The sequence below is a fragment of the Kitasatospora sp. NPDC002551 genome, from assembly GCF_040296005.1.
GTDB lineage: Bacteria > Actinomycetota > Actinomycetes > Streptomycetales > Streptomycetaceae > Kitasatospora.
In genome coordinates this window covers 1-25260 of record NZ_JBEOWI010000068.1, presented here as the reverse complement: position 1 = coordinate 25260, position 25260 = coordinate 1, and the positions used below count along the sequence as shown (strand labels likewise).

Genomic DNA, 25260 nt, shown 5'->3' with positions numbered 1-25260 from the left:
GCGAACGAATTCCCGGCACCTGGCCGCCCGGGAATCGGCTCGGCGGTCCTTCCACCGGATGGATCACGACACGCCCCGCTCCCCCTCCCCCCGATCCGGATCGGGGGGAGGGTCCGCGCGGTCAGCGCAGGGCCGACCGGCGACCGGGCAGCAGGCGGGCGGAGGACGGGGCCGCGGACCGGCGGGGTGCCGGGGCCGGGACGGGCCGCCAGGCGCGGGTGGCGAGGGCGGCCGCGGCCAGGGCGAGGGCGCCGAGGGCGAGGGTGGCGGCGGGCAGGCCGGCGGTGGCGCCGAGCAGTCCGGCCAGGGGGTAGGCGAGCAGCCAGCAGCCGTGCGAGAGCGAGAACTGGGCCGCGAACGCGGCGGGCAGGTCCGCCGGCGGCACGGCGGACCGCAGCAGCCGGCCGCCCGGGGTGAGGATCAGCGAGCCGGCCGCGCCGAGCCCGGCCCACAGGGCGAGCAGCGCGGGCCAGCGCCACCCCCCGCCGTCCGCCGCCCGCCCCGCCGTGGTGACCACCGCCAGGGCGGCGAGCAGCCCGGCGACGGCGAAGGCGGCCGGCAGCATCACCGCCCGGTCGGCGACCCGGTCGAGCACCCGGGGCAGCAGCAGCGCGACCGCCATCGATCCGCCGCCGTACGCGCCGAGCGCCAGCGGGACGTCGCCCGCGGAGCGGCCCAGCTGGTCGCGGACGTAGACGACGGTGTTGACGATCACCATCGCCCCGCCGGCGGCGACGGCGAGGTCCAGGGCGAGCAGCGCCCGCAGCCGCGGCACCGAGAGGAAGAGCCGGATCCCCGCCAGCGACCGCGCGGCGAGGGGCCGCGCGGCCCGCGGTCCGGCCGCCCCGGCCGCCGCCACGGCCGCGCGGACCGGAAGGGCGACCGACACGACCAGGGCCGCTGAGGCGAGGAAGCCGGTCACCGTCCCCCAGAACAGCCACCGGTAGCCGACCAGCACCAGCAGCCCGGCGGCCAGCACCGGGCTGACCAGGCTCTCGGTGTCGTAGGCGAGGCGGGAGAGGGACAGCGCCCGGGTGTAGTCGCGCTCCGCGGGCAGGAGCTCGGGGATCACCGACTGGAACGCCGGGGTGAAGGTCGCCGAGGCCGCCTGGAGGACGAGGATCAGCAGATAGACCTGCCAGACCGAGCCGACGAACGGCAGTCCGAGCGCGACCCCGGCCCGTGCCAGATCGGCGGCGACCAGCAGCCGGCGGCGCGGGATCCGATGCGCGAGCGCGGCGACGACCGGGGCGATGCCCACGTAGGCGACCATCTTGATCGCCAGCGCGGTGCCGAGCACCGAGCCGGCGTCGGACCCGGCGAGGTCGTAGGCGAGCAGGCCCAGCGCCACGGTGGCCAGGCCGGTACCGGCGAGGGCGACCACCTGGGCGGTGAACAGGTGCCGGTAGGTGCGGTTGCGGAGGACGGAGAGCATCGGGGCTCCGTTCGGACTCGGCGCGGGCCGGTGCGCCCGGTTCGGGGCGCCGCTCCTCCAGAATAAGCCAACATGTGCATACGTGTGCACATGTTGGTGAGAAAGGCGGCCGCCCTTCCCGCACCGAACCGGGCGGGCCGGCCGCTCGCCGCGCTCCGGGCGCTCAGTCGTGCGGGGGCAGCCCGCTGATCTGGTGGTCGGCCACGTTCAGCGCCTCGTGGACCAGGCGCCGCAGGTGCCCGTGCCGCAGTGCGTACACCACCCGCCGGCCGTCCTTACGGGTCGACACCAGGCCGGCCAGCCGCAGCTTGCCGAGGTGCTGGCTGACCGACGGGCGCGCCGCGCCGGCGGCCTCGGTCAGCGTGGTCACGTCCGCCTCCCCCTCGCTCAGCCGCTGGAGCAGCGCGAGCCGGGTGCGGTCGGCGAGCAGGGCGAGGATGCCGGCGGCCACGTCCAGCCGTTCGTCCGCGCCGGGCTGTTGCGACACATGTGCACCTGACACCTGGAGGCTCCCGCTCATGGCCTCATCGTAGAGGGCGCGCGACCACCCTTCACCCGCCCCGACCGGCGCGGTTCACGCCCGCCCGCCCACGGGCCGGCGGGCCGGTGGGCAGGAGGGCAGGAGGGCAGGAGGACTGGCGGACTGCCGGGCTCAGGGCAGTACGTCGTAGGTGAAGAGGGCCGTCGAGTCGAGCACGGACTCGGGCGTGGCGGAGGAGCCGAGCGGGGAGACGATCGGGTCCTTGAGCCGGTGGCCCAGCAGCACGGCCGGGGCGGACTGGTCGGGCAGGTAGTGCCGCCCGTTGCGGCGCATCCACCCCTCCCAGATCCGGTCGACGTTGCAGTGGTGCAGGTAGAAGGCCGGCTCGTTGGGCGAGGAGGCCAGGCCCATGTCCCGGCCGATGTAGACGTGCACCAGGTTGTGCAGGCCGAAGGGGTTGAACCCCTCCAGGCGGTTGCGGAACCCCTCGGAGTCGACGTCCCACGGCGCGAAGTCGTAGACGGCGAGGTTGGGGTTGCCGGTCAGCGGGTCGCTGTCGTACGCGGCCGTGACGTCCTCGGCGCTCGGCAGGTTGGACGCGTCCCTGCCCAGGGCCCGGCGCAGGCCGCGCGGCGGGCGGTTGATCAGCGCCAGCGAGGAGTTGACGTCGATCCGGACGCGGAACGCGTTCGGATCCTGCGGGTTGGCCGGGTCGACGCCGAACGGGCCGTCGGAGACCGGGCTTCCGCTGCCGCCCATGCAGGTCGGCTGCCAGAAGTCGCTGTCCGAGGGGAGGTCGAGCGCCGAGTCCACCGTCCAGTCCCAGTAGGGCAGCCCGAAGGACGGGTCGCCCAGCACCCGCTGGAGGTTGGCCTCCATCAGGTCGAGCATGACCCGGTGCCAGGGCAGGAAGATCGGGCCGCGGTGGGCGGCGTTGCGGATGTTGGAGTCGCCGCCGGGCGGGACGGCGGTGCGCATCGCCATCACGTGCCAGATCACGAACAGGTCGTAGGTGCGGACGGGTTCGGCCGGGCCGGCGATGCCGAAGTCGGCGGTGGTGAAGCTGCTGTGCTCGCGTTTGAGCAGGTTGACGCCGGAGGTGTAGGCGTCGCGGACGGCGGTGTCGGTGAGGATGTTCCTCCGGATGACGGCGGCCATCTCAGCCACCTCCGTGCTCGTGGCCGTGGTCGCCGTGACCACCGTGGTCGCCATGGCCGCCGTGCCCGCCCGCGTCCGGGCCGGGGCCTGCCGGATCGGTGAACTCGTCGGGGTAGTTGTCGATCAGCGCCTTCACCGCGTCCAGCGCCGACAGGAACTGGTAGGCGGGCAGCGCGTGGCAGTGCACGTTGCCGTTCGGGTCCACGCCGAGGTGCGCGCCGATCGGCCGGCCGTCCACGGTGATCTCGTAGGTGGTGGTGACGACGACCCGGTGACCGTCGTACAGCGTCGTGCGGACCGTCCTCGCGGGCCCCGTGTGATGGTGGGCGGGCGGGCGCGGCAGGCTGCTGAGGTACCCGCCGAGCTTCGCCGGGGTGGCGGCAGCGGCCAGGCCTTCTGGGTCCATGGCTATCTCCCGGGTTACGGGCGGCCCCGGGCGGGCCCCGGGGCGCGGACCTCCCGCCTCCCACCGTCCCGCAGAACCGCCCGGTGCGCGCGGCGAGCCGGTTGCCCGGCCGCTCAGCCCTCCCGGAGGTCCGCGATCCGGCGGATCTTGCCGACCGAGCGCTCCAGGCTGTACGGGTCCACCACCTCGACGTCCACGCTCACGCCGACCCCGTCCTTGACGCCGCGCGCGATCGCCGCGGCGGCCGCGTCCCGCTGCTCGGGGGCGGCGTCCGGGCGCGCCTCGACCCGCACCGTCATGCGGTCCAGCCGGCCGCGGCGGGTCAGCCGGAGCTGGAAGTGCGGCGCGACGGCGGGCACCCGCAGCAGGACCTCCTCGATCTGGGTCGGGAAGACGTTGACCCCGCGCAGGATGATCATGTCGTCGCTGCGCCCCGTCACCCTGGCCATCCGGCGGAAGGCGGGGCGGGCGGTGCCCGGCAGCAGGCGGGTGAGATCGCGGGTGCGGTAGCGGACCACCGGCAGCGCCTCCTTGGTGAGCGAGGTGAAGACGAGTTCGCCGCTCTCGCCGTCCGGCAGCACCTCGTCGGTGAGCGGGTCGACGACCTCGGGGTAGAAGTGGTCCTCCCAGATGTGCAGGCCGTCCTTGGTCTCCACGCACTCCTGGGCGACGCCGGGGCCCATCACCTCGGAGAGGCCGTAGATGTCGACGGCGTGCAGGTCCATCCGCCGCTCGATCTCGGCGCGCATCTCCTCCGTCCACGGCTCGGCGCCGAATATGCCGATCCGCAGCGAGGTCGTGCGCGGATCGACGCCCTGCCGGTCGAACTCGTCGAGCAGGGTGAGCAGGTAGGACGGGGTCACCATGATGATCTCGGGGCGGAGGTCCTGGATCAGCTGGACCTGGCGGGCCGTCATGCCGCCGGACGCCGGGACGACCGTGCAGCCGGCCCGCTCGGCGCCCGCGTGCGCGCCCAGTCCGCCGGTGAACAGGCCGTAGCCGTAGGCGATGTGCACCGTGTGGCCGGGTCGCCCGCCGGCCGCCCGGATCGAGCGGGCCACCACGCCGGCCCACACGTCGAGGTCGTGCTCGGTGTAGCCGACCACGGTGGGGCGGCCGGTGGTACCGCTGGAGGCGTGGATCCGGCGGACCTCCTCCTTCGGGACGGCGAACATGCCGAAGGGGTAGGTTTCGCGCAGGTCCGCCTTGGTGGTGAAGGGGAAGCGGGCGAGGTCGGCCAGGGTGCGGCAGTCCTCGGGGGCGACACCGGCCGCGTCGAACTTGCGGCGGTACAGCTCGACGTTGTCGTAGGCGTGGCGCAGCGTGGCCCGCAGGTGGGCGAGCTGGTGCGCGCGCAGGTCCTCGCGGGTCATCCGCTCGCCGTCGTCAAGGAGGTCCTCCGGCGGCGGGGCGCCGAGCCGCGTCGGGGCCGGGGCCGCCTCCGGGGCCGCCGCCTGGTCCTTCGCCTCGGCCGCCGCCCGGGCCGGGGCCGCCTCCGGGGCCGCCGCCGCTCCGCCCGGGTCCGCCGTTGCGCCGCTCATCGGGCCTCCCTCCACCGCTACCGACCGATCATTCGGTCGGAGTTCGACAGGGCCCAAGTAATCCAGTGCGCGAACCACCTGTCAAGGCTCGACGCGCGCCAACCCCTGTCCTTCGTCAGGGCCGCTCCCCGTCGAAGGACCAGGGCCGATCTCTGCCGAACGGCAGATGGCAGCGGCCCGCCGATCGGGGAGGCTCATCGGCGTCACGCACCTCCACGCACCGGCCGGAAGAGCAACGCCCATGAGCAGCCACGACGTCCACCCCCGGGTCCGGCCCGGGGTCCGACCCGAGGTCCACCGCACCGATCACCCTCCCCTCCTCGAACTGACCGACGTCAGCAAGGTCTACCGGGGCGGCAAGCGTGCCGTCGACGGTCTCTCGCTGAGGCTCGGCCCCGGGCTGCTCGGCCTGCTCGGGCCGAACGGCGCGGGCAAGTCCTCGCTGATGCGCATCGTCGCCACCGTCACCCGGCCCACCGCCGGCCGACTCACCTACCGGGGTGCCGACGTGCTCGCCCGGCCCGAGCCGCTACGCCGCGAACTCGGCTTCCTCCCACAGGACTTCGGGGTCCATCCGCAGCTCACCGCGCGCGAGTTCCTCGGCTACCTGGCCGCCGCCAAGGGGCTCTCCGCCCGCTCGGCGCGGGCCAGGATCGACGAGTTGCTCGCCCTGGTGAACCTGACCGAGGCGGTGCGCCGGCCGCTCGGCGCGTACTCCGGCGGCATGCTGCGCCGGGTCGGGATCGCCCAGGCGCTGCTCGGCGATCCGCGCGTCATCGTGGTCGACGAACCCACCGCCGGGCTCGACCCGGAGGAGCGGGTGCGCTTCCGCAACCTGCTGAGCGCGCTCGCCGAGGAGCGGGTGGTGCTGCTGTCCACCCACATCGTCTCGGACATCGAGTCGGTGGCCGGGGACATCGCGGTCGTCGCCGGCGGGCGGCTGCTGCGCCGGGGCAGCCCGGAGGAGCTGCTGAACGGCCAGGCCGGCCGGGTCTGGGAGGTCCTGGTCGACACCTCGGCGGTGGCCGCCGTGCAGGCCCGGTACACGGTGAGCCGGATGGTGCGCACCGGGGACGGCCGGGTGCGGCTGCGGCTGCTCGCGGACGCTTCGCCCTTCGCCGAGGCGGTGCCGGTCGCACCGGACCTGGAGGACGCCTACCTGGGTCTGGTCCGGCCCGTCCCCGCCCACGACCGTCCGGAGGTGCGGCGATGACCGCGAACATCCTCACCGCGGGGCGCCCGCCGGGCCTCGCGCCCGCCCGCGCCGCCGTGCCCGGACGCCTCTGGCAGCTGGCCCTCGGCGACTTCCGGGACCGGGTCCGCCGCCCCGCCTACGCGGTGACGCTGCTGGCCGCCGTCGGGCTCGGGCTGCTCGCCGTGCCGCCCGCCGACGGGCACTGGGCGATCCTCGCGCTGGGCCGCTACCGGGGCGAGTACACCAGCGCGTACGTCGGCACCGCGACCGCCCTGGCCGGCGCGCTCTGGCTCACCCTCGGCGGGTTCTACGTGGTCCGCAAGGGGCTCGGGCGCGACGAGGAGACCGGCGTCGGCCTGCTCCTCGCCGCGACGCCGCTGCGCACCGTCGAGCTGCTGCTCGCGAAGTTCCTCGGCAACCTGCTGGTCCTCGCGTCGATGCTCGGTGTGCTGGCGCTCACCGCGCCCGCCCTGCAGCTGGTCCGGGGCGAGGACCGCTCACTCGCCCCGGTCGCCCTGCTGACGCCCTTCCTCGCCCTCACGCTGCCGCTGCTCGCGGCGACGGCCGCCCTGGCCGTGCTGTTCGAGACGGTGCCGCTGCTGCGCGGCGGGCTGGGCAACGTCGTCTGGTTCGCCTGCGCCCCGCTCGTCCTGATCGCCGGTGAACGGCCCGGCGCCCCGCTCGGCGGGCTCGGCCTCGGCCCGGTGGCCGACTCGCTGCGCGACGGGTTGGCCGCGCGCGGGATCGACCTCGGCGGCGACGAGTTCAGCCTGGGCCTGACCGAGGTCGACACCCCGCTGGAGTCGTTCCGGTGGGACGGCGCGGGGCTGGACGGCGGCTTCCTCGCCCAGCGGCTGCTGCTGGTGCTGCTCGCGGTGGCGCTCGCCGCGCTGCCCGCGCTCTGGTTCGCCCGCTTCGATCCGGCGCGTGCCACCCCGGCCGAGCGGCGGCCGGCGGCGGGCCCCGGCGAGGCGGCGCCGACGGTGCCGGCCACTCCCCCGGCGCTCCCGCCCGCCCTGCCCGCCACCGCGCCGGCCGGGCCCGGCCCTGGGCTCGCCTTCGGCCGCCTGCTGCTCGGGGAGGCGCGGATCCTGTTCGCCGACGCCTCGCGCTGGTGGTGGCTCGCCGCCGCGGGTCTGGCCGCGGCCGGTCTCGCCGTGCCGCCGGACACCGGCACGGCGGCGGTGCTGCCCGCCGCCTGGATCTGGCCGGTCCTGCTCTGGTCCCGCCTCGGCAGCCGCTCGGCCGAGTACGGCCTGGAGGCCCTGCTCGGCGCCTACCCCGCCGCCCGCACCAGGCTGCTCGCCGAATGGGCCGCCGGGTTCCTGCTCACCGCCCTGATCGGTGTGGGCGTCCTGGTCCGGCTGGTGGCGGCCGGTGACACGGCCGGCCTGGCCGCCTGGTCGGCCGGCGCCCTGTTCATCCCCTCCCTGGCCCTCGCCCTCGGCAGCCTCTCCCGCACCCACCGCCTCTTCCAGGCCCTCTACCTCCCGCTCTGGTACCTGGCGGTGAACCAGGTCGCGGCCCTGGACTTCATGGGTGCCGTCCGCCGCTCCGGCCACCCCGCCGGCCCCTCCCCCGTCCTGGTCACCGCCCTGACCGTGGCGCTGCTCGCCACCGCCCTGCTCATCACCAGCGCCCGCCGGAGCCTTCGTGACTGATCACCCGAACGCGGCGGCGACAGCCGCCCGGCTCACCAGTCGGCGCCGATCCGGTCGGCGACCGCGAAGTCGGTCGCGCAGTCGGGGCAGGTGCCGTGGCCGAAGACATAGGTCAGCACACGGGCGAGCTCGGGCCGGCCGTCGGCCAGCGCGAGGCCGTGGAGGCGGCGGCCGATACCGTCCAGCTCGGCCGGCGCCGCCGGGCGCAGGGGGCGGGTCTCGACCTCGCCGGCCGCGATCGCGTAGTCGTCGGCGGCGGAGAAGAAGCCGCGCTCGCCGAGGGCGATGAACAGGTCGACCTCGCAGCCCGGGCAGGCCACCTGATACTCCTCGTTGAGGATCCCCCAGGCCAGCTCCTCACTCCAGCCGTGGACGCCTTCGAAGCCCAGCATGGCCTCCAGGAGGTGGACGTAGTCGGTGGCGTCGGCGCCGCTCCGGAGGTGCCGGTTGACGGCCGCCAACAGGACGGCGGTCTCCGCCGCGTACTGCGCGCGGACGTCACCCGCCCCGTGCGCCGGCCGGGCTCCGGCGATGATGGCGCCGGCCAGCAGCACGGCGTGGACCTCCTGCTCCCGGTCCCCGCCGCGAGCCTGTCCGGCCAGCCAGGGCAGGGCCGCGAGGCTGGCCGGGTAGACGCTGCCCTGGTGGCAGAGAGCCGACCACAGGTCGTTCCAGAGCTCGTCGGTCGGCGCCGAGGCGATCCGGTCCAGCAGGTCCGGGATGTCGTCGGCGGGGCCGTAGGCGTGGCTGAGTCGGGACCAGTCCGTCATTCCGGGATCCAACCAGACCGGCGGACCGGCACCGTCGGCGGGGGCCGGACGTGCGGATGGCGCTACTCTCACTAGCACCATGTTGCTGAAGCTGGAGGCCGGGAACACGCGGCCGTTGCACGAGCAGGTCGCGGGGGCGATCCGGCGGGCCGTCGGGGAGGGGGAGCGCGTGCCCGGGGAACGGCTGCCGCCCGCGCGGGAGTTGGCCGCCGCGCTCGGGGTGAACGCGAACACGGTGCTGCGGGCACTGCGGGCACTGCGCGACGAAGGGGTGCTGGAGTTCCGCCGGGGACGCGGCGTCACGGTCGCGCAGGGCGCCGACCGGCGGGCCGAACTGCTCGACGCGGTAAGCCGGTTGGTCGCGGACGCGGCGCACGCGGGCTTCGGCAGGGAGGAGCTCGTCGAGATGATCAGGGGGCTGGAGTGAGCGACGGTTCACAGCGGGATCCGCAGAGCCGCGGCGGAACGGCCGGGCGGGCGGGATGGGCCGTCGGGGTCCTCGGGGTGCTCGCGCTGCTGCTCGGCCTGCCCTGGGCGGCCCGGGGCCGGCTGCCGGAGCCCGTGGCGACGCACTGGGCCGGAACGCACCCGGACGGTTCCACGTCGCTGACGGCCGCGGCACTGTTCCCGGCCGCCGTGTGGGCCGTCGCGGCCGCCGTCGCCACGGGCGCCCGGTGGCACGGCGGGGCGCAGGCCCGGCTCTGGTCCGCGGTCGGCCTGGCCTTCGGAGGCGCGCTGCTGACAGGCGCCCAGACCTCCATCGTCTCGGCCAACCTGGACCACCCGAGCTGGCAGGAGGCCCGTTCGCCGGACATCGGGGTGGCACTGTCCCTGCTGGCGGCGGTCTCGGCGGGCCTGGCGGCCTGGCGGCTCACCCCGCACGGCGACCCGGGACCGCGCGCCACGACGGCCGCCGACGGGCCGCGGCTCGAACTCCCCGCCGGCCGGCGCGCCGTCTGGATCTCCCGGGCGGTCAACCCCTGGCTCGGCCTGCTGGCCGCCGTCGCCGGGCTGGGCGCGGCGGGATCGGCCCTGGCCGCCTTCGCCGGGCTGGGCGGTCCGGCCTGGGCGCTGACCGCGCCGCTGGTGGTCGTCGGGCTGGCGGGGGCCGGCTGTTCGTCGGTGCGGGCGCGGGTCACCGAGCGGGGCCTGACCGTGGCGTTCGGCCCGCTCGGCCTGCTCTCCCGGCACTGGGCGCCGGAGGAGATCGCCTCCGCCCGGGCCGAGCAACGCACCCCGGCCCAGGTGGGCGGCTGGGGCTACCGGTTGAGCGGGCTGGGCACCACGGTGATGCTGCGCCGCGGCGAGTGTCTGGTGATCCGGCCCCGCACGGGCGCCGACTTCGCGGTGAGCGCGGACGACGCCGAGCGCGGCGCCGCCCTGCTGAACGCCGTGATCGCCCACCGGAACACCTGAACCCTTCCATCAACATGTGTGTGCGGACGACGACTTGACGTTCCGTCAGCCGTTGGAGGGAACGTCCCCGGGAAGCGGGCGAAGGCCCTAGATGAAAGTGATTATCAACGCTACTCTGCCTCCGGGCTCACCGACTGACGGTGAGCAGACAGGACCTGCCGTCCGCCCGTACCCCGCGGCGGGCGGCCGGCGAGCTGAGGAGCGGTCACCGTGGTGGAGACGAGTCTCGGCAGCGTCCGACAGCCCCCGGCGCCACCGGCGTTGACCGCGCCGCGCCACCGGCGCACGGGCCCGCGCAGCCTGCGCACCGGAGCGCTGCTGCTGCTCGCGGCGGCCGCCGCGCCGGTGCTGGCCCGGACCTGGGACACCGGCGGACTGCGCGCCTGGCGCACGCTCCTGGTGGCCGTGGTGGTGCAGGGGCTGCCGTTCCTGCTGCTGGGCACGGTCGTCTCGGCGGCCATCGGCGCGTTCGTCCCGGCCCGGGCCTTCGCCCGGCTGCTGCCGCGCAACCCCGCCCTGGCGGTCCCGGTGGCCGGGGTCGCGGGCGCCGTGCTGCCCGGCTGCGAGTGCGCGTCCGTCCCGGTCGCCGGCAGCCTCATGCGGCGCGGCGTCGCCCCGGCCGCCGCGCTCGCCTTCCTGCTCGCCGCACCCGCCGTCAACCCGGTCGTGCTGGTGTCCACCGCGATCGCCTTCCCCGACGCCCCGGAGATGGTGCTCGCCCGGCTCGCCGCCTCGCTCGGCACCGCGCTCGCGATGGGCTGGCTCTGGATCGCCTTCGGCCGCCCCGACTGGCTGCGCCTTCCCCCGGGCCCGGCCGAGCACGGCGCCGGACGCCACCCGCTGGACGAGTTCCGGCGCGGCCTCCAGCACGACTTCCTGCACGCGGGCGGCTTCCTCGTCCTCGGCGCGGCCGCCGCCGCCACCTTCAACGTGCTCGTCCCGCCGTCCCTGCTGCGCGCCTTCTCCGACTCGCCCTGGCTCGGCGTCCCGGCACTCGCGGTGCTCGCCGTCGTCCTGGCCGTCTGCTCGGAGGCGGACGCCTTCGTCGCCGCCTCGCTCACCGGCTTCTCCCCCACCGCCCGGCTGGTGTTCCTGGTGGTCGGCCCGATGGTCGACCTCAAGCTGATCGCCCTTCAGTCCGGCTCCTTCGGCCGCGCCTTCGCCGCCCGGTTCTCCAGTGCGACCTTCGTGGTCGCCGTCCTCGCCGGCGTCCTGACCGGAGGGATCCTGCTGTGACCGCCGCCGCCCTCACCCGCCTGCGGAGGCTCGCGCCGCCGCTGCTGCTCGTCCTGCTGGGGACCGCGCTGCTGCGGATCACCGTGGGCAGCGACGTGTACCTGCGGTACGTCAAGGAGGAACTGCGGCTCCCGCTGGTCGCCTCCGGGGTGATCCTGCTCGGCCTGGGCGTCGCGGGCGCGGCGACGCGACTCGCGCCGCACGGCGGCGGGCACCGCGACCACGGCCACGGGCACGACCACGGGCATGCGCACGGGCACGGCCCCGGGGTGGCGTGGCTGCTCGCCCTACCGGCGGTACTGCTGCTCTGCCTGACCCCGCCCGCGCTCGGCTCGTTCACCGCCTCCCGCGCGGACACCGACGCCGCCGTCGACCCCGGTGCCTACCCGACGTCGCCGCTCGCCGACCTGCCCACACCGCTGCCACTGTCGCTGGGCGAGTTCATCGCCCGCAGCCGCGACCCGCGGCACACCCTGGCCGGCCACCCGGTCCGGCTCACCGGCTTCGTCACCCCCGGCACCGCGCCCGGCGAGTGGTACCTGAACCGCCTGGTCGCCCACTGCTGCGCCGCCGACGCCCGCCGCCTGCGGGTCCTCGTGCACGCCGACGGCCCCACCCCGGCCACCGACAGCTGGGTCGAGCTGACCGGCGTCTGGCACCCCACTCCGGCCGCCCCCGCCACCACCCCGCCCCGCCTCGACGCGACCGCCCGCCACCCCGCACCCCACCCCCGCACCCCCTACCGCGACACCCCGCCCCCACCCGCCTGAGCGCGCGCCTGACCCTGGGCCGGGAGGTCGCCCCGGCTGCGACCCTCGATCACCAACACCCACCTGCGCGGCCCACCGCAGAGGCGCCCGCGACCTGCGTCGGGCACGCCTCCCCCCACCGGCACGACCTCGCCCGGACCGCCCTGAACCAGCAGGCCGGACCACCCGTCCGCCGGCCCGCGCCCGGCCCCTTGCGACCAGCTTCAGCTCCGGCCACCGCCTGCCGATCACGATCTGCGGCGGGCCCACCGGCAACGGCGCAGCGGCGTGCTCCTCCGTGGCCACCACACGGAATGCCACACACCGGCGAGCCGCCAGGCGCGCAGCCTCGTCCCGCGCCGTGACGCGCCGCCGGACCGGACCGGGCTCGCGGTCGAGGACCGCCGGCCGCCGCAGCGGGCCATCGGGCGTTCCCGGCTCCCGCCGACCGCACCCGAACGCCCGGTGCGGCGCTGCGAAGGCGCCGCACCGGGCGAATCGGTCCATGTCGACGTCAAGAAGCCCGGCACCGCAGCCGGACCTCCACCGGCGGCGCCAGACCATGGCAGGACCCGCCCGCGCCGAGCCGCCGACGGGCGGCGGGCCAGGGCGGAGGGTCAGCCTCGGCGCTTGGGGCGGCCTCGGCGAGGGGTCGGCGAGGAGCCGGAGCCGCCGCGGGAGCGAGCGCCTCCGGTGCTGCGGCTCGGGGCCGGGCGGCCACCGGCCTTGCCCGCGGCCTTCGCGGTGCCGGCCTTCGCGGAGCCGCCGGGCTGCTTCGCGGGGGCCGGGGCGGCGGTCTGGCCCCGGCCCCGGGAGCTGTTGACCGTCCGGCCGCGGACGATGCCGATGAACTCCTCCACCAGGTCGGTGGTCCGCTCCTCCAGCCAGGACAGCGCGATCCGGGACTGCGGGGCGTCCGTCATCGGCCGGTAGGTGAGGTCCCGCCGGTGGTGCAGGCGCGCCAGCGACTGCGGGACGAGCAGCACGCCGACGCCGGCCGCGACCAGCTCGATCGCGTCCGCCGTGGTCGCCGGGCGCTCGATGGCGGGCCGGCCGGGCAGCTGCTCCCACTCGAGCGTGTCGTCGAGCGGGTGGAAGACCACGTCCTCGGCGAGGTCCTCGACGGTGACCTCCTCGGCCGCCGCCAGCCAGTGGTCCTTGGGGAACACCACCACCGTCGTCTCGGTGTACAGCGGGATGGCGCTCAGGCCGGTCCGGTCGACCGGCAGCCGCACCAGCCCCGCGTCCGCGTCGCCCGCCCGCAGCGCCGGCTCCCCGGCGGCGGCTTCCACCGCGACCAGGGCCAGCGGAACGTCCGGCAGCCGCTCCGACCAGACGCGCGCCCACTTGCCGGGGGTCACTCCCGGGACGTACGCCAGCCGGAACGAGGGTGTCACCTGCATCTCTGTCACGCGACCAAGGCTACCGACCGTGACAGGGGGCGTCGGCCGCTCGCTTACCCTGGTGACCATGACATCGCTCAAGCAGAAGACCACGCAGACCATGAAGCCGGCGACGGCGGCGAAGAAGCTCGGGGTCTACCTCGGCGCCACCCCCGCCGACTTCCAGTCGGGCGTGATCTCCCGCGAGGAGCTCACCGCCCTGCAGACCGAGCCGCCGCAGTGGCTGCAGGACCTGCGCCGCAACGGCCCGCACCCGCGTTCGGTGGTGGCCTCGCGGCTCGGCGTCTCGGCGTCGGGCCTGGCCCGCGGCGGCGTCACCGAGGCGCTCACCTCCGAGCAGATCGAGGCGCTGCGCGAGGAGAACCCGGAGTGGCTCCGGCGCGAGCGCACGATCCAGGCGGAGGTCCGCAAGGAGTCCGTGCGGATCAAGGAGAAGCAGGAGAAGGAGGAGAAGCGGCGCAAGCAGGCCGCCGCCGCGGCCGAGCGCCAGCAGGCCCGCTGACCTGCGGCGTTCCGGCCCGTTCGCACACGCTTCTCCCACGGCCCCCCGGCGTCCGCGCCGGGGGGCCGTCGTCTGTCCGGAACGGCCCGTACGGCCTTCCGGGGCCCGTCCGAAATCCACCCGAATGCCGCACATCAACCGGACGTCGAGCGGTTCGGGCCCGCGCGCACGAGGCTCGGCGCCGACGGTGGCCACGGGACGGGAGTGCGGCCGGGGCCGGTCGGGTGGTGGCGCGGGGCCGGCCGGGTGACCCCGCCGACGTGTCGGCGACGGGACGGCGCCCCCGGCGTGCGTCGGTGGGAACGCGCCGCCCCCATGCGGTGCACGCCCTTGTCCCCGGACCTGAGAGCCGCCCATGCCCCCCACCGCGCACCTGCGCCGCCTGCTCCCCACCGCCGTCTGCACCCTGGCTGCCGCCGTCCTCGCCGCCCCCGCGGCGCACGCCGCGCCACCGGGTCGGGGAGGTGGGGCGGGCACCGATCGGGGGGCCGTGATCGACTGGGACCGGGTGGCCGCCTGCGAGAGCAGCGGGAACTGGCACGTCAACACCGGCAACGGCTACTTCGGCGGCCTCCAGTTCGACCAGCCGACCTGGCGGGAGAACGGCGGCCTCGCCTACGCGCCGCGCGCCGACCTCGCCAGCCGCGAGGATCAGATCGCCGTCGCCGAACGGCTCGCCGAACGGCGCGGGCTCACCCCGTGGCCGGTCTGCGGCTCCCGCGCCGCCCGCACCAGCGAGCGGCCGCCGGTCGGCAAGCGGCCGGTCGCCAAGGAGACCGGCCGGGAGAACACCGACCGGGAGCAGCCTCCCGTCGACGAGGAGGAGGAGACCACCGGCGGGGCCCCGGCCGCCGCCCCGCCCCCGGCCGACACGACCGAAACAGGCACCGGTACGGAAACCGGAACCGGGAGCGGGATCTGGACGGTGCGCCCGGGCGACAGCCTGGACAGCATCGCCGAGCTGGCCCGGATCCCCGGCGGCTGGCCCGCGCTGTACGAGCGGAACCGCGCCGTGCTCGGCGAGGACCCCGACCTCATCCAGCCCGGTCAGGAGCTGGCCCTGCCGCTCTGACGCCCCCCGTGCAGCCCCCGCCCGCCCCGGGCGCGGTCACCGCTCAGCCCACCGTGGGCTGCCAGGGACCGCGCTCGGGGCGGGCCTCCGTGGTCGAGCCCTCCGGCCAGGGCGGCATGGTGACGGCGACGATCCGCAGCGGGCCGGGGCTGTCCTCGTCGGCGCGGAACTGGAAGGCCGTCCCCAGCGGCACCGAGACCGCCGTCCCCACCCGCAGCGCGTCCACGCTCTCCCGGCCGGCCTGCCGCCGCCAGATCCGCCCGCTGCCGCCCGTGACGTGCCAGAGCTCCTGCACGGTGGTGTGCGACACCGCGCGCGTGACGGCTCCGGGGGCGAGCTCGAAAACCGCCTGGCTGCCGAGGCCGTCCAGGGCCAGCAGCGGCCGGACGACGGCGCCGTCCGGTGCGAGGACGACCGGGGCGTCCCCGGCCTCCGTGGTACGGAACGGCTGCTCACCCATGCGAACCCGGCCCCTCTCGGCTCCGGCGGGCCCCCGCCCACCCTCGCCGCCGATGGGACCACACCCCCGGCCGGCCCGCCAGGCCGACCGTCGTCACCACGGCCGTGTCGGGGCCGGGGAAGCGGATGCCGGTGACCTCCAGGACCAGCCGGGCGTCCCACGGGAAGCTCGTGAAGAGCGCCTGGTGGGCCCGGCCGATCTCCGGCCCGCCTCGGTGGACGGTCCCGACGTGGGTGACGTCGGTCGCGTCGGCCGTGAACAGTGCGCCGTACGCCGTTCCGTCCCCCCGGTCCCAGGCCTCGCAGGCGCTCGTCGGCAGGGCGTGGACGGCCTCGGTGTCGGCGCCACCGACCTCTGTGCGCTCCCGGCGAGCCGGGCTCCCGGACGGGCCTCACCACCGGCCCGACGGCCCGACGGCCCGGCCGATCGACCGGCTGGAGCGGGCCGGCTACGTCCGCCGCCCGCCGCCCCCGAGGACCGCCGCAAGGTGATCGTCGAACCGGTCGGGTGCCTCACCCGCGCCACGACCGCCTGCCGGCGGGCCGCCGAGAGCCTCCGGGGCGACGTCAGCGGGTGAGTTCCGCCATCGACCAAGGCCCCACGAAGGGCCGGTTGAGGTGCGCGGTGGCGAGGACGGCGCCGGTGCGGCGGGCGTCGTCGAGCAGCTGCTCGCGGCTGCGGCGGGCCGTCGCGGGATCGGCCTCGTGGGCGTAGCGCACGGCGGGTGAGGCCAGTTGGACGGCGTGGACCAGCACGTCCCCGGTGACCAGCAGCCGCTCGCCGCCTCCCTCGACCAGCACCGACTGGTGGCCCGGCGTGTGCCCGGGGGTCGGCAGCAGGGTGACCGCGCCGCCGGGGCGGGCCCGGCCGGAGAGCACCGTCCGGCCGTCGGCCTCGTACAACCGCCCGGCGCGGAGCAGCGGTTCGACGACGTACGTGCGCGCCGTCCTGGTCGGCCCGAGCGCGGCGACCTCGGCGCGCTGCACCAGGTAGCGGGCGTTCGGGAACACCGGCACGCCCTCGGGGGTGACCGACCAGCCGTAGTGGTCCTCGTGCAGGTGGGTCAGGACCACCGCCTCGACGTCCCCCGGGGCGATCCCGGCCCGTGCGAGCACCGCGGGCAGCCGGCCGGGGACGGGCGCCCAGCCGGAGGCCGGGCTGCCGACCGGGCCGATGCCGGTGTCCACCAGGGTGACCCGGCCGCCGGGGCGGCGCACGGCGTAGCAGCGGAAGTCCAGTTCCCAGGTGTCGCCGGTGCCGAACGCCGCCGGGTCCAGGCGCCGGGCGCGCTCCCAGTCGGCGGCGGTGGCGTCGGGGAAGGCCGCCTGACGGGTCGCCGGGAAGGTGCCGTGCGCGTCGAGCAGGGCGAGCACCTCGTACCGGCCGAACCGCCGCACGGCGACGGCGGCCGGGGCGGACGGCACCTCGCCGGTGGGCGTCCCGGCGGCGGGCGCGGCGGCGGCGGCGAGCGGCCGGAGCGCCACCGCGCCGGCGAGGGCGAGCGTCCCGCGCAGCACCCGGCGGCGGCCGGGCGCGGAAGAGCCGGCGGTGCCGGCGGTGCCGGCGGGCATGGCGGCGGAAATGGTCGGATCGTTCACCGGGACTCCTCGGGCAGAACGCTGGACAGCACGGGGGCCGACGGACCGGGCCGGCGCCCCGACCCCCGTACGGGGCGCCGGCCACCTCCACCCTCCCGCCGTACCCGCCCCCGCGGCTTGTCGTTTCTTGCGCGATCCGCTCCCCTCCCGGCAAGCCGCCGATAATCGCTTGCCTTCCGGCGGCGGCCGTGGTTGCAATGTCCGGCATGATCACGGGCCTCGGCACCCTGCGGTCGGGGCCCGTCGCCACCGCTACGCCACCCGGGAGACGCCGACCCATGAGCACGCAATCATCGCGACCCGCCACAGCACCGAGCGCGGAACCGACCGCGGGACCGTCCGTCCGGATCGGCGCCCTCGTCCCGCTGACCCGCCCCGGCTGGGTCGAGGCCGGCCGGCACCTGCTCGCCGGACTCCGGCTCGCCGTCGACGAGGTGAACGCGGCCGGCGGAATCGCCGGACAACCGCTCGACCTGCTGGTGCGGGACACCGCGGCCGACCCCCAGCGGGCCGCGGCGGCCGTCGACGAACTGGCCGGCCTGGGCGTCGCCGCGCTGGCCGGGGAGTACCACAGCGTCGTCGCCCGCACCGCCGCCGCCCGGGCCGACGCCCTCGGCCTGCCGTTCCTCTGCTCCTCGGCCGTCCTCGACGCCCTCACCGACCAGCCGACGGAGCGGGTCGCGCGCCTGGCGCCCGCGCAGTCCCACGGCTGGCGGGTCTACGCGGACTTCCTGCTCGGCGCGGGCCACCGCCGGATCGCCGTGGCGGCCGAGCCCAGCGTCTACTGGGCGTCCGGGGCCCGCATCCTGCGCGAGCGGCTGGCCCCGCGCGGCGGCACCGTCGTCGAGCTGGACGCGCGGGCCCTGGCACCCGACGCGCTGTGCGAGGCACTCGTCGAGAGTCGTGCGACGGCCCTGCTCCTGCTGGTCGGCCACCCGGAGCCGGCCGTACCGGTCGTCCGGGCGGTGCGCCGCGATCCCCGCCTCGCCGGTCTCCTGGTCGGCGCCCCGGCCGGGCAGCCCGAGTTCGCCGAGTGGCGGACGCTGCTGGGCGGCGACGGCGCCGCGGTCCCGTTCCTGCGCTACCTGCCCGAGCGGCTCGGACCGCTCGGCGCGCGCGTCGGGGCGGCGCTGCGGGAACGGCTGGCCGAGGCGCCGTCCTTCGTCGCCTTCGAGGGCTACGACACGGTCGCCGTGCTCGCCGAGGTGCTGCGCTCCCCGGGCACGGGCTGGGAGGACGTCGAGGTGGAGGGCACCCGGGGGCGGATCCGGTTCTCCCGGGTGCCGGGCATCGGCGTCCGGCAGTGGGCCTGGCCGCCGGTTCAGGTCGTCGACCGGGATCCGGACCGCCTCGACAACTTCCGTGTGCTGCATACCGGTTGAGGGGCCGGTAGGGTTCGGCCATGGGGGTGGAGCGCACGAGCCTGCTGAACGGGGACGACCTGTACGTCGCCGACGTGTCCTGCCAGGACCCGCCGCGCGGCTGGACGGAACTGCGGCCGGCGCCGGTGTTCGGACTGGTGCTGGTGCGGAGCGGGATGTTCCGGGGGCGGGCCGACGGGGTCGATCAGGTACTGGACCCGGCCTGCGTCTACGTCGAACGGGTCGGCTGCGAGCAGCAGTTCGCCCATCCGTGCGGCGGTGACCGCTACACCGAGCTGGTGCTCTCCGAGCCCCGGGTGGCCGAACTGCTGGGCGGCGACCCGGAGGTGCCGCCGGGGCTGGTGTTCACCGCACCCCGGACGGCGGTGGCACACCGGCTGCTGATCGCCCGGGCGCGCGCCGGCGCGGACTCCTTCGAACTCGCCGAGCAGGCCCTGGCGTTGGCGGGCGAGGTGCTGTCCTCCTTGGCCCCGGCCCGGGTCCGCAGCGGCCGGCCGGCCCGGGACGCCGAGCGCCGGCGGCTGGTGGACGCCGCCCGGGCGGCCCTGGCGGCCGACCTCGGACTCGGCCTGGACCAGCTCGGGCGGTCGGTCGGCTGCTCGCCGCACCACCTGAGCCGGATCTTCCGGGCCGCGACCGGCGAGGGCATCGCCCGCTACCGCAACCGGCTGCGGGTCGCCCTCGCCCTGGAGCGGCTGACCGAGGGCGAGACACGGCTCGCCCTCCTGGCCCACGAGTTGGGGTTCAGCGACCAGGCGCATCTGACCCGGGTGGTGCACCGGACCGCCGGCCTGCCACCCGGCCGCCTGCGCGCGCTCCTCGGCCCGGGCGGCCCGGGCGGCCGGGGGCCGCCCGGCGGGCGGGCGTAGGCTCGGCGGGTGCCCTCGACCTCCGCGCCCGTTGTCCCTTCCGCACCCTCCTCCGTCCCTTCCGTCCCGCTGACCAGCCTGCACGACCGGGCGGAGCTCGCCGGCCGCTTCGGCCGCGACCCGGAGCTGCACCTCTTCGAACTCGGCGACCTCGACGAGCCGTTCTGGTCGCACACCGCCTGGTACACCACCTCGTCGGACGGCCCGGTGGCACTGCTGTACACGGTCGGGGAGGTGCCCACCCTGCTCGGCCTGGCCCGGCCCGAACGCACCGGCGAGCTGGCCGGGTTGCTGCGGGCGATGCGGCCGGTCCTGCCCCGCCGCCTGCTCGCCCACCTCACCGACGGCGGGCTGGACGCCCTCGCACCGGACTTCCGCGCCGAGCACCGGACGGCGATGCTGCGGATGGCGCTCACCGACCGCACCGCCCTCGCGCCCCACCTCGGGCGCGGCACCGGCCCGGTCACCCCCCTCGGAGCGGCGGACCTGCCGGACCTGCTCGCCCTCTTCGCCGCCGGGTACCCGGGCAACTGGTTCGACGAGCGGATGCTGACCACCGGCCCCTACGTCGGAGTCCGCGACGACGCGGGCCGGCTGATCGCCACGGCCGGCGTGCACGTGTCCTCCCCCGAACGGCGGGTGGCGGTGATCGGCAACATCACCACCCACCCGGAAGCCCGCCGCCGCGGCCTCGCCGCCGCCTGCACGGCCCACCTCTGCCACCTCCTCACCCAGCGCGGCACCGCCCACATCGGCCTGAACGTCCGCGCCGACCACCCCACCGCCCTCCCCCTCTACCGCCGCCTCGGCTTCACCACCGTCGCCCCGTACGACGAAGTCGCACTCACGGCCCCCTGACCCGGAAGTTCGGCCCCGGGTAGCGGCAGCCATGCGAGCGCAGGAAGTCGGCCCCACCGACTTCCTGCGCCGAGGCAGGTCAGCACGTAACGGCCGGACGGGGGAGAGACGAGGCCAACAACCAAAAGCCGCCACTGCAGGCCGCAACACCCCGGCGGACACGGAAAGTCGAACCCGCCGACTTCCTGTGCCTCCCACGCCGGGCACCGGGGCCGATGCAGCGGCCGGTCACCACATGGCAAGCCAGGAACCGGCGGCGAGGACGGCAAGTGGGGCAACAACCACGGCCGCCAGAAAGGACAGCAACACCCCGGCGGGCATGGGAAGTCGGGCCCGCCGACTTCCCACTCCGACAACCGGCGCCTCCCACACAGGCACCGGGGCCGGAGCGCTGGCGAGCCAGGCAGGACGGGGGGTGAGGCCCACGACTGCGGCTGTCGAGGCCAGCGGGATTGGCCTGGCCTGCCTAGGACGCCGAAACCGCCGACTTCCCACACCGGCAGACCAGCAGGCAGCAGCCCGGCAGGGACGAAGGGTGAAGCCATCGACCATGGACGTCGAGACGAGCGGGGATGCTCGGGCCGACGTTGGGAGTCGAAGACCGCCGACCTCCCATGCCGGAGTGATGCCAGGTCAGCACGTTGGGCGGGAAGTGACGGCAACGACCGTGGTGGGCGGGCCGGCGCGGGAAGCCGGAAGCACCGACTTCCCGTGCCGGAGCAGTGGCGGGCCAGGCCAGGGTGGGGGAGTGGCACCGGTGGTGGGAGAGGTCGGAGGCGTCGGCTTTCGCCTGCCGGGTGGGTCAGCGGGTGGTGGGCCAGGAGAGGGTGGCGGTGAGGTGGGGGCGGAGGGTGGGGTCGAGGACGGCGGGGGTGGGGTCGGTGGCGGTGGCGGTGAGGGTGTGCACGCGGCCGGGCGGGCCGGGCAGCGGGACGGTGGCCAGGTTGACCACCGTACGGCCGCGCAGCTGCGGGAGTTCGCGGCCGTCCACCGACCAGGTGAGCACGGTGCCGGCGACCGGGAGGTCCACGGTGAGCCGGTCGGCGCGGGTGAGCGGGGTACCGGCCGGCGTGGGGCTGGTGAGCGGGACGGCGTGCCGGTAGAACCCGGCGATCATCGCCTCCCGCCCGGGCAGGTTGAACGCACGCCCCAGCGAGCGCATGATCGAGTTCTCGGTGGGCCGGTACAGCCCCTTCGGGTAGTAGCCGCCGCCCTCGTAGCTGCCGACCACTCCCCCGTCGGGCGAGGTCCGGCCGAGCCAGCGGTACCACTTGGCGTGGTCGCGGGCCAGCCGGTCGGCGGTGGACATGCTGATGTTGGACTCGTCCGGCTCGCCCAGCTCGGCCGGGTAGACGTCCTCGCCCTCGTAGAAGTACTCGTCGGCGAGCTTGCCGAGCGAGTGGCCGGTCTCGTGCACGGCGATCTGCCCGGCCCGCGGGTTGCCGCCCGCCACGGTGGCGATGCCGTCGTAGCCGAGCGGGGAGGCGACGTTGTAGCCGGCGCCGCCGTACTTGGCGGTGTTGGCGACGACCAGGACCAGGTCCGCCTGCGGGGCCCTGGCCGCGTACGTCCCGACGGCGTCGGTGTCGACGCAGAGCAGTCGCTCGATGTCCTCGCACCAGAAGTAGGAGCCGAGGGCGGTGTTGCGGACGGTGGAGCGGTCCGGGTCGCCGGTGATGCCGGACTCGGCGGAGACGGTGGCGACCGCCCAGACGTTGAACAGCCCGCGGTAGGCGGCGTAGGGCTCGACGGCGCTCAGCTCCTGCCACTTGGCGGCGGCGTCGGTGCGGAACTTCTCCTGCTCGGCGGCGGTGTAGCCGTCCCCGATGACGACCACGTCGACCTTGCCGGCCGGCTCGCCGCTGCGCAGGAGCGACGTGACCTCGCCGTCCCCGGCGGCGGGTGCGAGTGCGGGGCGGCCGGCCAGGTACGGGGAGGCGGCGGGCGCGTCGGCCCGGCCGATCGAGCCGTCCTCCCCGAACACCTCGACGTGGTGCCGCGCACCGGTCGACGGCGCGACGACAGCGGTAGCGACAGAGCCAGCGGCAGGGGCAGCGGCAGGGGCAGCGGAAAGAGCGGAGGCGGCCGGGGCGCCGCCGAGGGCGGCGAGCGCGAGGGCACCGGCCAGGGCGATCGAACCCAAGCTGCGATGGCGCACGGATGTTGCTCCTCTGCGGGGCGGGGCCGATGGGTCCGCCATGTTAGGCACCTGACGACCCGTCGGCACAACCCCTCAGCCGACGTGCACCCGGGGCCTCCGGGCCGGGTCCGGTTCGGCCTCCCGCAGCACCTCGCGGGTGACCGGAGCGACCTCGCCCTGGCCGAACAGGAGGAACCGCAGGAACTGGGCGAACGGGTTGCCCTCGGTCCACTCGAAGTAGATGTGCGGCTGCTGCCCGGTGCGGTCGCGGACGGTGAGCAGCAGCGCGGCGAGGGCGTTGGGCACGCTGGAGCTCTCCAGGCTGAGCACCCGGTAGCGGTCGTGCATCACCTCGCCGTGCACGGTGAGCACCGCCTCGAACTCCGACGGGTCACGGACCGTCACCTCGACGAAGACCAGGTCGTCCTCGGCGGGGATGTCGTTGTGGGCGCGGATCTGGTGCTTCTTCTCCTGGTACTCGGCGAGGTCGCGGCCCTTCGGCTCGTTGGCGATCAGCCGCAGCGGCCGGTGGGTGTAGTCGCGCACGAAGCGCTCGGCGGCCTGGTCGAGGACGATGTCGGTGACCCGCAGTTCGAAGGCGCGCTTGAGCCGGGAGAGGAAGGAGACGAGCATGATGGCCGCGATGAAGCAGGCGCCGATCTTCACGCCGTCCGGGCGTTCGGCGATGTTGAGGGCGGTGGTGTAGAGGAAGACGGCCGCGATGACCGCGAAGCCGATCGTCCAGCCGTGCTGGCGGGCGGCGCGGGCCGCGATGGTGACGGCGATGGCGGCGGAGCTGATCAGCACCAGGACGCCGGTGGCGTAGGCGCCGCCCTGGGCGTCCACGCTGGCGTCGAAGATCCAGGTGACCAGGAAGGCGATCAGGGTGAGCATGATGACCATCGGCCGCACCGCCTTCGCCCAGTGCGGGGCCATGCCGTAGCGGGGCAGGTAGCGCGGCAGCAGGTTGAGCATGCCGGCCATCGCGGAGGCGCCGGCGAACCAGAGGATGGCGATGGTGGAGAGGTCGTAGACGCTGCCGAAGGTGTTGCCGAGGTACTCGTGGGCCAGGTAGGCGAGCGCCCGGCCGTTGGCCTCGCCGCCCTTCTCGAAGGCCGCCTCGGGGATCAGCAGGGTGGTGATCAGGCTGGTGGTGATCAGGAAGACGCTCATGATCAGGGCGGCGGTGGTGAGCAGCTTGCGGGCGCCGCGGATCCGGCCGGTCGGCTTCTCCTCGGTGTCGTCCGGGTCGCCCTCGATGTGCGGCATGACGGCGACGCCGGTCTCGAAGCCGGACAGGCCGAGCGCCAGTTTGGGGAAGGTCACCAGGGCGACGCCGACCATCGCGACGACGTTGCCGTGCTCGGCGGTGAGGGCGTCGGCCCAGTCGGTGACCACGTGCGGGGACTCCAGGACGTGGTAGAAGCCGGTGACGACGACCACCACGTTGAGCGAGAGGTAGATCGCGACCAGGACGACCGCCAGTCCGATCGCCTCGCTGAAGCCCTTGAGGAAGACGCCGCCGAGCAGGGCGATCAGCACCAGTGTGATCAGCACCTGTTTGCCCGTCAGGGCGTCGTGCAGATGGGGGTTCTCGACCAGATGGGCGGTGGCGTCCGCGGCGGACAGGGTGATGGTGATCATGAAGTCGGTGGCGGCGAAGCCGAGCAGGGCGAGGACGAAGAGCTTGCCCTGCCAGAACGACAGCAGGCGTTCCAGCATCGCGATCGAGCCCTCGCCGTGCGGGCTCTCCTTCGCCACCCGGCGGTAGACGGGCAGGGCGCCGCAGAGGGTGACGACGACGAGCACGACGGTGGCCACCGGGGAGAGCAGGCCGGCCGCGAGGGCGGCGATGCCGGGCTGGTAGCCGAGGGTGGAGAAGTAGTCGAGGCCGGTCAGGCACATCACCCGCCACCAGGGGCGGCTCTGTTCGGCGGGGGCCTGGGCGTGCGGGCCCGGGTGCTGCTTGGCCCGGTCGGAGAGGCCCTCCAGCAGCCAGGCGCGGAACCGGCCGCGGCCCGGGGCGCTGCGGCCGACCGATCCGGGGACCGGCGTCCCACGGCCCGGGCCGTGGGAGCCATGGGAGCGGTGGGAGCGGTGGGAGCCGTCCGCGCCGTCCGTACCCGAGGAAGCCACCCTGCACCCCTTGTCCACGGCCCCGAAGCCGTCCGGCGTCAGGCCGACGGCAGGGCGACAGGCTATGCGACCGGGCCGCCGACCTGCGGGAACGCCTCGGTGGTGTCCCCTCATCGGGCCAGTGCGGACGGTGGCGGGAGCGTCCGGACGCGCGGGAGCACCCGGAACCGGGTGGTTCCGGGTGCTCCCCCGCCTCTGGTGCGGGGTCAGCGGAAGGTGCGCAGCCGCAGGCTGTTGCCGACCACGAAGACCGAGGAGAAGGCCATCGCCGCTCCGGCGATCATCGGGTTGAGCAGTCCGGCGGCGGCCAGCGGCAGGGCGGCGACGTTGTAGCCGAAGGCCCAGAACAGGTTGCTCTTGATGGTGCCGAGGGTCCGGCGGGAGAGCCGGATGGCGTCGGCGGCCGAGCGCAGGTCGCCGCGGACGAGGGTGAGGTCGGCGGCCTCGATGGCGGCGTCGGTGCCGGTGCCCATGGCGAGGCCGAGGTCGGCCTGGGCGAGCGCGGCGGCGTCGTTGACGCCGTCGCCGACCATCGCGACGACCTTGCCCTCGCCCTGCAGCCGCTGGACGACCGCGACCTTGTCCTGCGGCAGCACCTCGGCGATCACGTCCTCGGCCGGGATGCCGACCTCGGCGGCGACGGCCTCGGCGACCAGCCGGTTGTCCCCGGTGAGCAGCACCGGCCGCAGGCCGAGTCCGCGCAGTTCGGCGATCGCCTCGGCGCTGGTGGGCTTGACGGCGTCGGCGACCTCCAGCACGGCCCGGGCCTCGCCGTCCCAGCCGACCGCGACG

At 75.6% G+C, this 25260-nt stretch carries 23 protein-coding genes and 1 pseudogene; 11 read left to right on the top strand and 13 right to left on the bottom strand.

The window, feature by feature from the left end; translation table 11 throughout:
- Positions 1-121: 121 nt before the first annotated feature.
- From ABT093_RS35495 to paaK, 5 genes are all read right to left on the bottom strand, one after another.
- Positions 122-1435 (bottom strand): MFS transporter, encoded by a 1314-nt coding sequence (locus tag ABT093_RS35495; RefSeq protein WP_350571351.1) that lies wholly within the window; start codon positions 1433-1435, stop codon positions 122-124.
- A gap of 163 nt (positions 1436-1598) precedes the next feature.
- Positions 1599-1955: an ArsR/SmtB family transcription factor gene (locus tag ABT093_RS35490; RefSeq protein WP_350571350.1), complete on the bottom strand. Its 357-nt coding sequence runs from the start codon at positions 1953-1955 to the stop codon at positions 1599-1601.
- Positions 1956-2087: 132 nt separating this feature from the next.
- Entirely contained in the window at positions 2088-3074 is a 987-nt protein-coding gene (locus ABT093_RS35485; protein ID WP_350571348.1) for a tyrosinase family protein, read from the bottom strand.
- A 1-nt stretch (position 3075) separates the two neighbouring features.
- On the bottom strand, positions 3076-3480 hold the full coding sequence (locus ABT093_RS35480) for a hypothetical protein (RefSeq protein WP_350571346.1): 405 nt from the start codon (positions 3478-3480) through the stop codon (positions 3076-3078).
- Between the two features lie 113 nt (positions 3481-3593).
- The gene (gene paaK, locus ABT093_RS35475; RefSeq protein WP_350571365.1) at positions 3594-4853 is read right to left on the bottom strand and encodes a phenylacetate--CoA ligase PaaK; all 1260 of its coding nucleotides are present in this window, start codon (positions 4851-4853) and stop codon (positions 3594-3596) included.
- Positions 4854-5262: 409 nt separating this feature from the next.
- Between paaK and ABT093_RS35470 the strand changes: the two genes are divergently transcribed.
- Both ABT093_RS35470 and ABT093_RS35465 read left to right on the top strand, forming a co-directional pair.
- Positions 5263-6234, top strand: a complete 972-nt coding sequence (locus ABT093_RS35470; protein ID WP_350571344.1) for an ATP-binding cassette domain-containing protein — start codon at positions 5263-5265, stop codon at positions 6232-6234.
- A complete protein-coding gene (locus ABT093_RS35465; RefSeq protein ID WP_350571343.1) occupies positions 6231-7877 on the top strand; it encodes an ABC transporter permease in 1647 nt (548 codons plus the stop codon). The genes ABT093_RS35470 and ABT093_RS35465 overlap by 4 nt, the downstream gene beginning before the upstream one ends.
- A 32-nt stretch (positions 7878-7909) precedes the next feature.
- On the opposite strand, the gene ABT093_RS35460 is transcribed toward ABT093_RS35465, so the two are convergent.
- A complete protein-coding gene (locus tag ABT093_RS35460; protein ID WP_350571341.1) occupies positions 7910-8647 on the bottom strand; it encodes a hypothetical protein in 738 nt (245 codons plus the stop codon).
- Between the two features lie 79 nt (positions 8648-8726).
- Between ABT093_RS35460 and ABT093_RS35455 the strand changes: the two genes are divergently transcribed.
- The 4 genes from ABT093_RS35455 (at position 8727) to ABT093_RS35440 (ending at position 12069) form a co-directional block, all read left to right on the top strand.
- The gene (locus ABT093_RS35455; RefSeq protein WP_350571339.1) at positions 8727-9074 is read left to right on the top strand and encodes a GntR family transcriptional regulator; all 348 of its coding nucleotides are present in this window, start codon (positions 8727-8729) and stop codon (positions 9072-9074) included.
- Positions 9071-10063 carry a DUF1648 domain-containing protein gene (locus tag ABT093_RS35450; protein WP_350571338.1) on the top strand — a complete coding sequence of 331 codons (993 nt, stop codon included), beginning with the start codon at positions 9071-9073 and terminating at the stop codon, positions 10061-10063. Before ABT093_RS35455 ends, ABT093_RS35450 begins: the two co-directional genes overlap by 4 nt.
- A 210-nt stretch (positions 10064-10273) precedes the next feature.
- Complete coding sequence (locus tag ABT093_RS35445; RefSeq protein ID WP_350571336.1) at positions 10274-11299, top strand: permease; 1026 nt, start codon at positions 10274-10276, stop codon at positions 11297-11299.
- Entirely contained in the window at positions 11296-12069 is a 774-nt protein-coding gene (locus ABT093_RS35440) for a TIGR03943 family putative permease subunit (RefSeq protein WP_350571335.1), read from the top strand. Before ABT093_RS35445 ends, ABT093_RS35440 begins: the two co-directional genes overlap by 4 nt.
- Positions 12070-12665: 596 nt before the next feature.
- Here the strand turns inward: ABT093_RS35440 and ABT093_RS35435 are convergent.
- Positions 12666-13451 carry a LysR family substrate-binding domain-containing protein gene (locus ABT093_RS35435; RefSeq protein WP_350571363.1) on the bottom strand — a complete coding sequence of 262 codons (786 nt, stop codon included), beginning with the start codon at positions 13449-13451 and terminating at the stop codon, positions 12666-12668.
- Positions 13452-13518: 67 nt separating this feature from the next.
- Here ABT093_RS35435 and ABT093_RS35430 point away from each other — a divergent pair, with 67 nt between their 5' ends.
- Positions 13519-13953: a DUF5997 family protein gene (locus ABT093_RS35430; protein ID WP_350571334.1), complete on the top strand. Its 435-nt coding sequence runs from the start codon at positions 13519-13521 to the stop codon at positions 13951-13953.
- 355 nt (positions 13954-14308) lie between these two features.
- Positions 14309-15025, top strand: a complete 717-nt coding sequence (locus ABT093_RS35425) for a transglycosylase family protein (RefSeq protein WP_350571333.1) — start codon at positions 14309-14311, stop codon at positions 15023-15025.
- 43 nt (positions 15026-15068) lie between these two features.
- On the opposite strand, the gene ABT093_RS35420 is transcribed toward ABT093_RS35425, so the two are convergent.
- The 3 genes and pseudogenes from ABT093_RS35420 to ABT093_RS35410 form a co-directional block, all read right to left on the bottom strand.
- On the bottom strand, positions 15069-15485 hold the full coding sequence (locus tag ABT093_RS35420; protein ID WP_350571332.1) for a cupin domain-containing protein: 417 nt from the start codon (positions 15483-15485) through the stop codon (positions 15069-15071).
- Positions 15478-15813: pseudogene (locus ABT093_RS35415) on the bottom strand (SgcJ/EcaC family oxidoreductase); the annotation flags it as partial. The pseudogene ABT093_RS35415 and the gene ABT093_RS35420, both read right to left, overlap by 8 nt.
- Before the next feature lie 238 nt (positions 15814-16051).
- The gene (locus tag ABT093_RS35410; protein ID WP_350571330.1) at positions 16052-17083 is read right to left on the bottom strand and encodes an MBL fold metallo-hydrolase; all 1032 of its coding nucleotides are present in this window, start codon (positions 17081-17083) and stop codon (positions 16052-16054) included.
- A 278-nt stretch (positions 17084-17361) separates the two neighbouring features.
- Here ABT093_RS35410 and ABT093_RS35405 point away from each other — a divergent pair, with 278 nt between their 5' ends.
- From ABT093_RS35405 to ABT093_RS35395, 3 genes are read left to right on the top strand one after another with little or no spacing between them, the layout of a single operon-like run.
- Positions 17362-18465, top strand: a complete 1104-nt coding sequence (locus ABT093_RS35405; RefSeq protein WP_350571328.1) for an ABC transporter substrate-binding protein — start codon at positions 17362-17364, stop codon at positions 18463-18465.
- A gap of 20 nt (positions 18466-18485) precedes the next feature.
- Entirely contained in the window at positions 18486-19334 is an 849-nt protein-coding gene (locus tag ABT093_RS35400; protein WP_350571327.1) for a helix-turn-helix domain-containing protein, read from the top strand.
- Positions 19335-19343: 9 nt separating this feature from the next.
- A complete protein-coding gene (locus tag ABT093_RS35395; protein WP_350571325.1) occupies positions 19344-20192 on the top strand; it encodes a GNAT family N-acetyltransferase in 849 nt (282 codons plus the stop codon).
- An 802-nt stretch (positions 20193-20994) separates the two neighbouring features.
- Here ABT093_RS35395 and ABT093_RS35390 read toward each other — a convergent pair.
- The 3 genes from ABT093_RS35390 to ABT093_RS35380 form a co-directional block, all read right to left on the bottom strand.
- Positions 20995-22350, bottom strand: coding sequence for a M64 family metallopeptidase (locus ABT093_RS35390; RefSeq protein WP_350571323.1), 1356 nt, complete (start codon positions 22348-22350; stop codon positions 20995-20997).
- Positions 22351-22425: 75 nt separating this feature from the next.
- Positions 22426-24327 carry an APC family permease gene (locus tag ABT093_RS35385; RefSeq protein ID WP_350571361.1) on the bottom strand — a complete coding sequence of 634 codons (1902 nt, stop codon included), beginning with the start codon at positions 24325-24327 and terminating at the stop codon, positions 22426-22428.
- Positions 24328-24674: 347 nt separating this feature from the next.
- A partial coding sequence (locus tag ABT093_RS35380; RefSeq protein WP_350571322.1) for an HAD-IC family P-type ATPase occupies positions 24675-25260 on the bottom strand: 586 nt, incomplete at its 5' end.

Bases quoted from the DNA above. Each gene is read 5' to 3' on its own strand.
- ABT093_RS35495 (WP_350571351.1), bottom strand. From the start codon at position 1,435: ATGCTCTCCGTCCTCCGCAACCGCACCTACCGGCACCTGTTCACCGCC.
- ABT093_RS35490 (WP_350571350.1), bottom strand. From the start codon at position 1,955: ATGAGCGGGAGCCTCCAGGTGTCAGGTGCACATGTGTCGCAACAGCCC.
- ABT093_RS35485 (WP_350571348.1), bottom strand. From the start codon at position 3,074: ATGGCCGCCGTCATCCGGAGGAACATCCTCACCGACACCGCCGTCCGC.
- ABT093_RS35480 (WP_350571346.1), bottom strand. From the start codon at position 3,480: ATGGACCCAGAAGGCCTGGCCGCTGCCGCCACCCCGGCGAAGCTCGGC.
- paaK (WP_350571365.1), bottom strand. From the start codon at position 4,853: ATGACCCGCGAGGACCTGCGCGCGCACCAGCTCGCCCACCTGCGGGCC.
- ABT093_RS35470 (WP_350571344.1), top strand. From the start codon at position 5,263: ATGAGCAGCCACGACGTCCACCCCCGGGTCCGGCCCGGGGTCCGACCC.
- ABT093_RS35465 (WP_350571343.1), top strand. From the start codon at position 6,231: ATGACCGCGAACATCCTCACCGCGGGGCGCCCGCCGGGCCTCGCGCCC.
- ABT093_RS35460 (WP_350571341.1), bottom strand. From the start codon at position 8,647: ATGACGGACTGGTCCCGACTCAGCCACGCCTACGGCCCCGCCGACGAC.
- ABT093_RS35455 (WP_350571339.1), top strand. From the start codon at position 8,727: ATGTTGCTGAAGCTGGAGGCCGGGAACACGCGGCCGTTGCACGAGCAG.
- ABT093_RS35435 (WP_350571363.1), bottom strand. From the start codon at position 13,451: ATGCAGGTGACACCCTCGTTCCGGCTGGCGTACGTCCCGGGAGTGACC.
- ABT093_RS35430 (WP_350571334.1), top strand. From the start codon at position 13,519: ATGACATCGCTCAAGCAGAAGACCACGCAGACCATGAAGCCGGCGACG.
- ABT093_RS35425 (WP_350571333.1), top strand. From the start codon at position 14,309: ATGCCCCCCACCGCGCACCTGCGCCGCCTGCTCCCCACCGCCGTCTGC.
- ABT093_RS35420 (WP_350571332.1), bottom strand. From the start codon at position 15,485: ATGGGTGAGCAGCCGTTCCGTACCACGGAGGCCGGGGACGCCCCGGTC.
- ABT093_RS35405 (WP_350571328.1), top strand. From the start codon at position 17,362: ATGAGCACGCAATCATCGCGACCCGCCACAGCACCGAGCGCGGAACCG.
- ABT093_RS35400 (WP_350571327.1), top strand. From the start codon at position 18,486: ATGGGGGTGGAGCGCACGAGCCTGCTGAACGGGGACGACCTGTACGTC.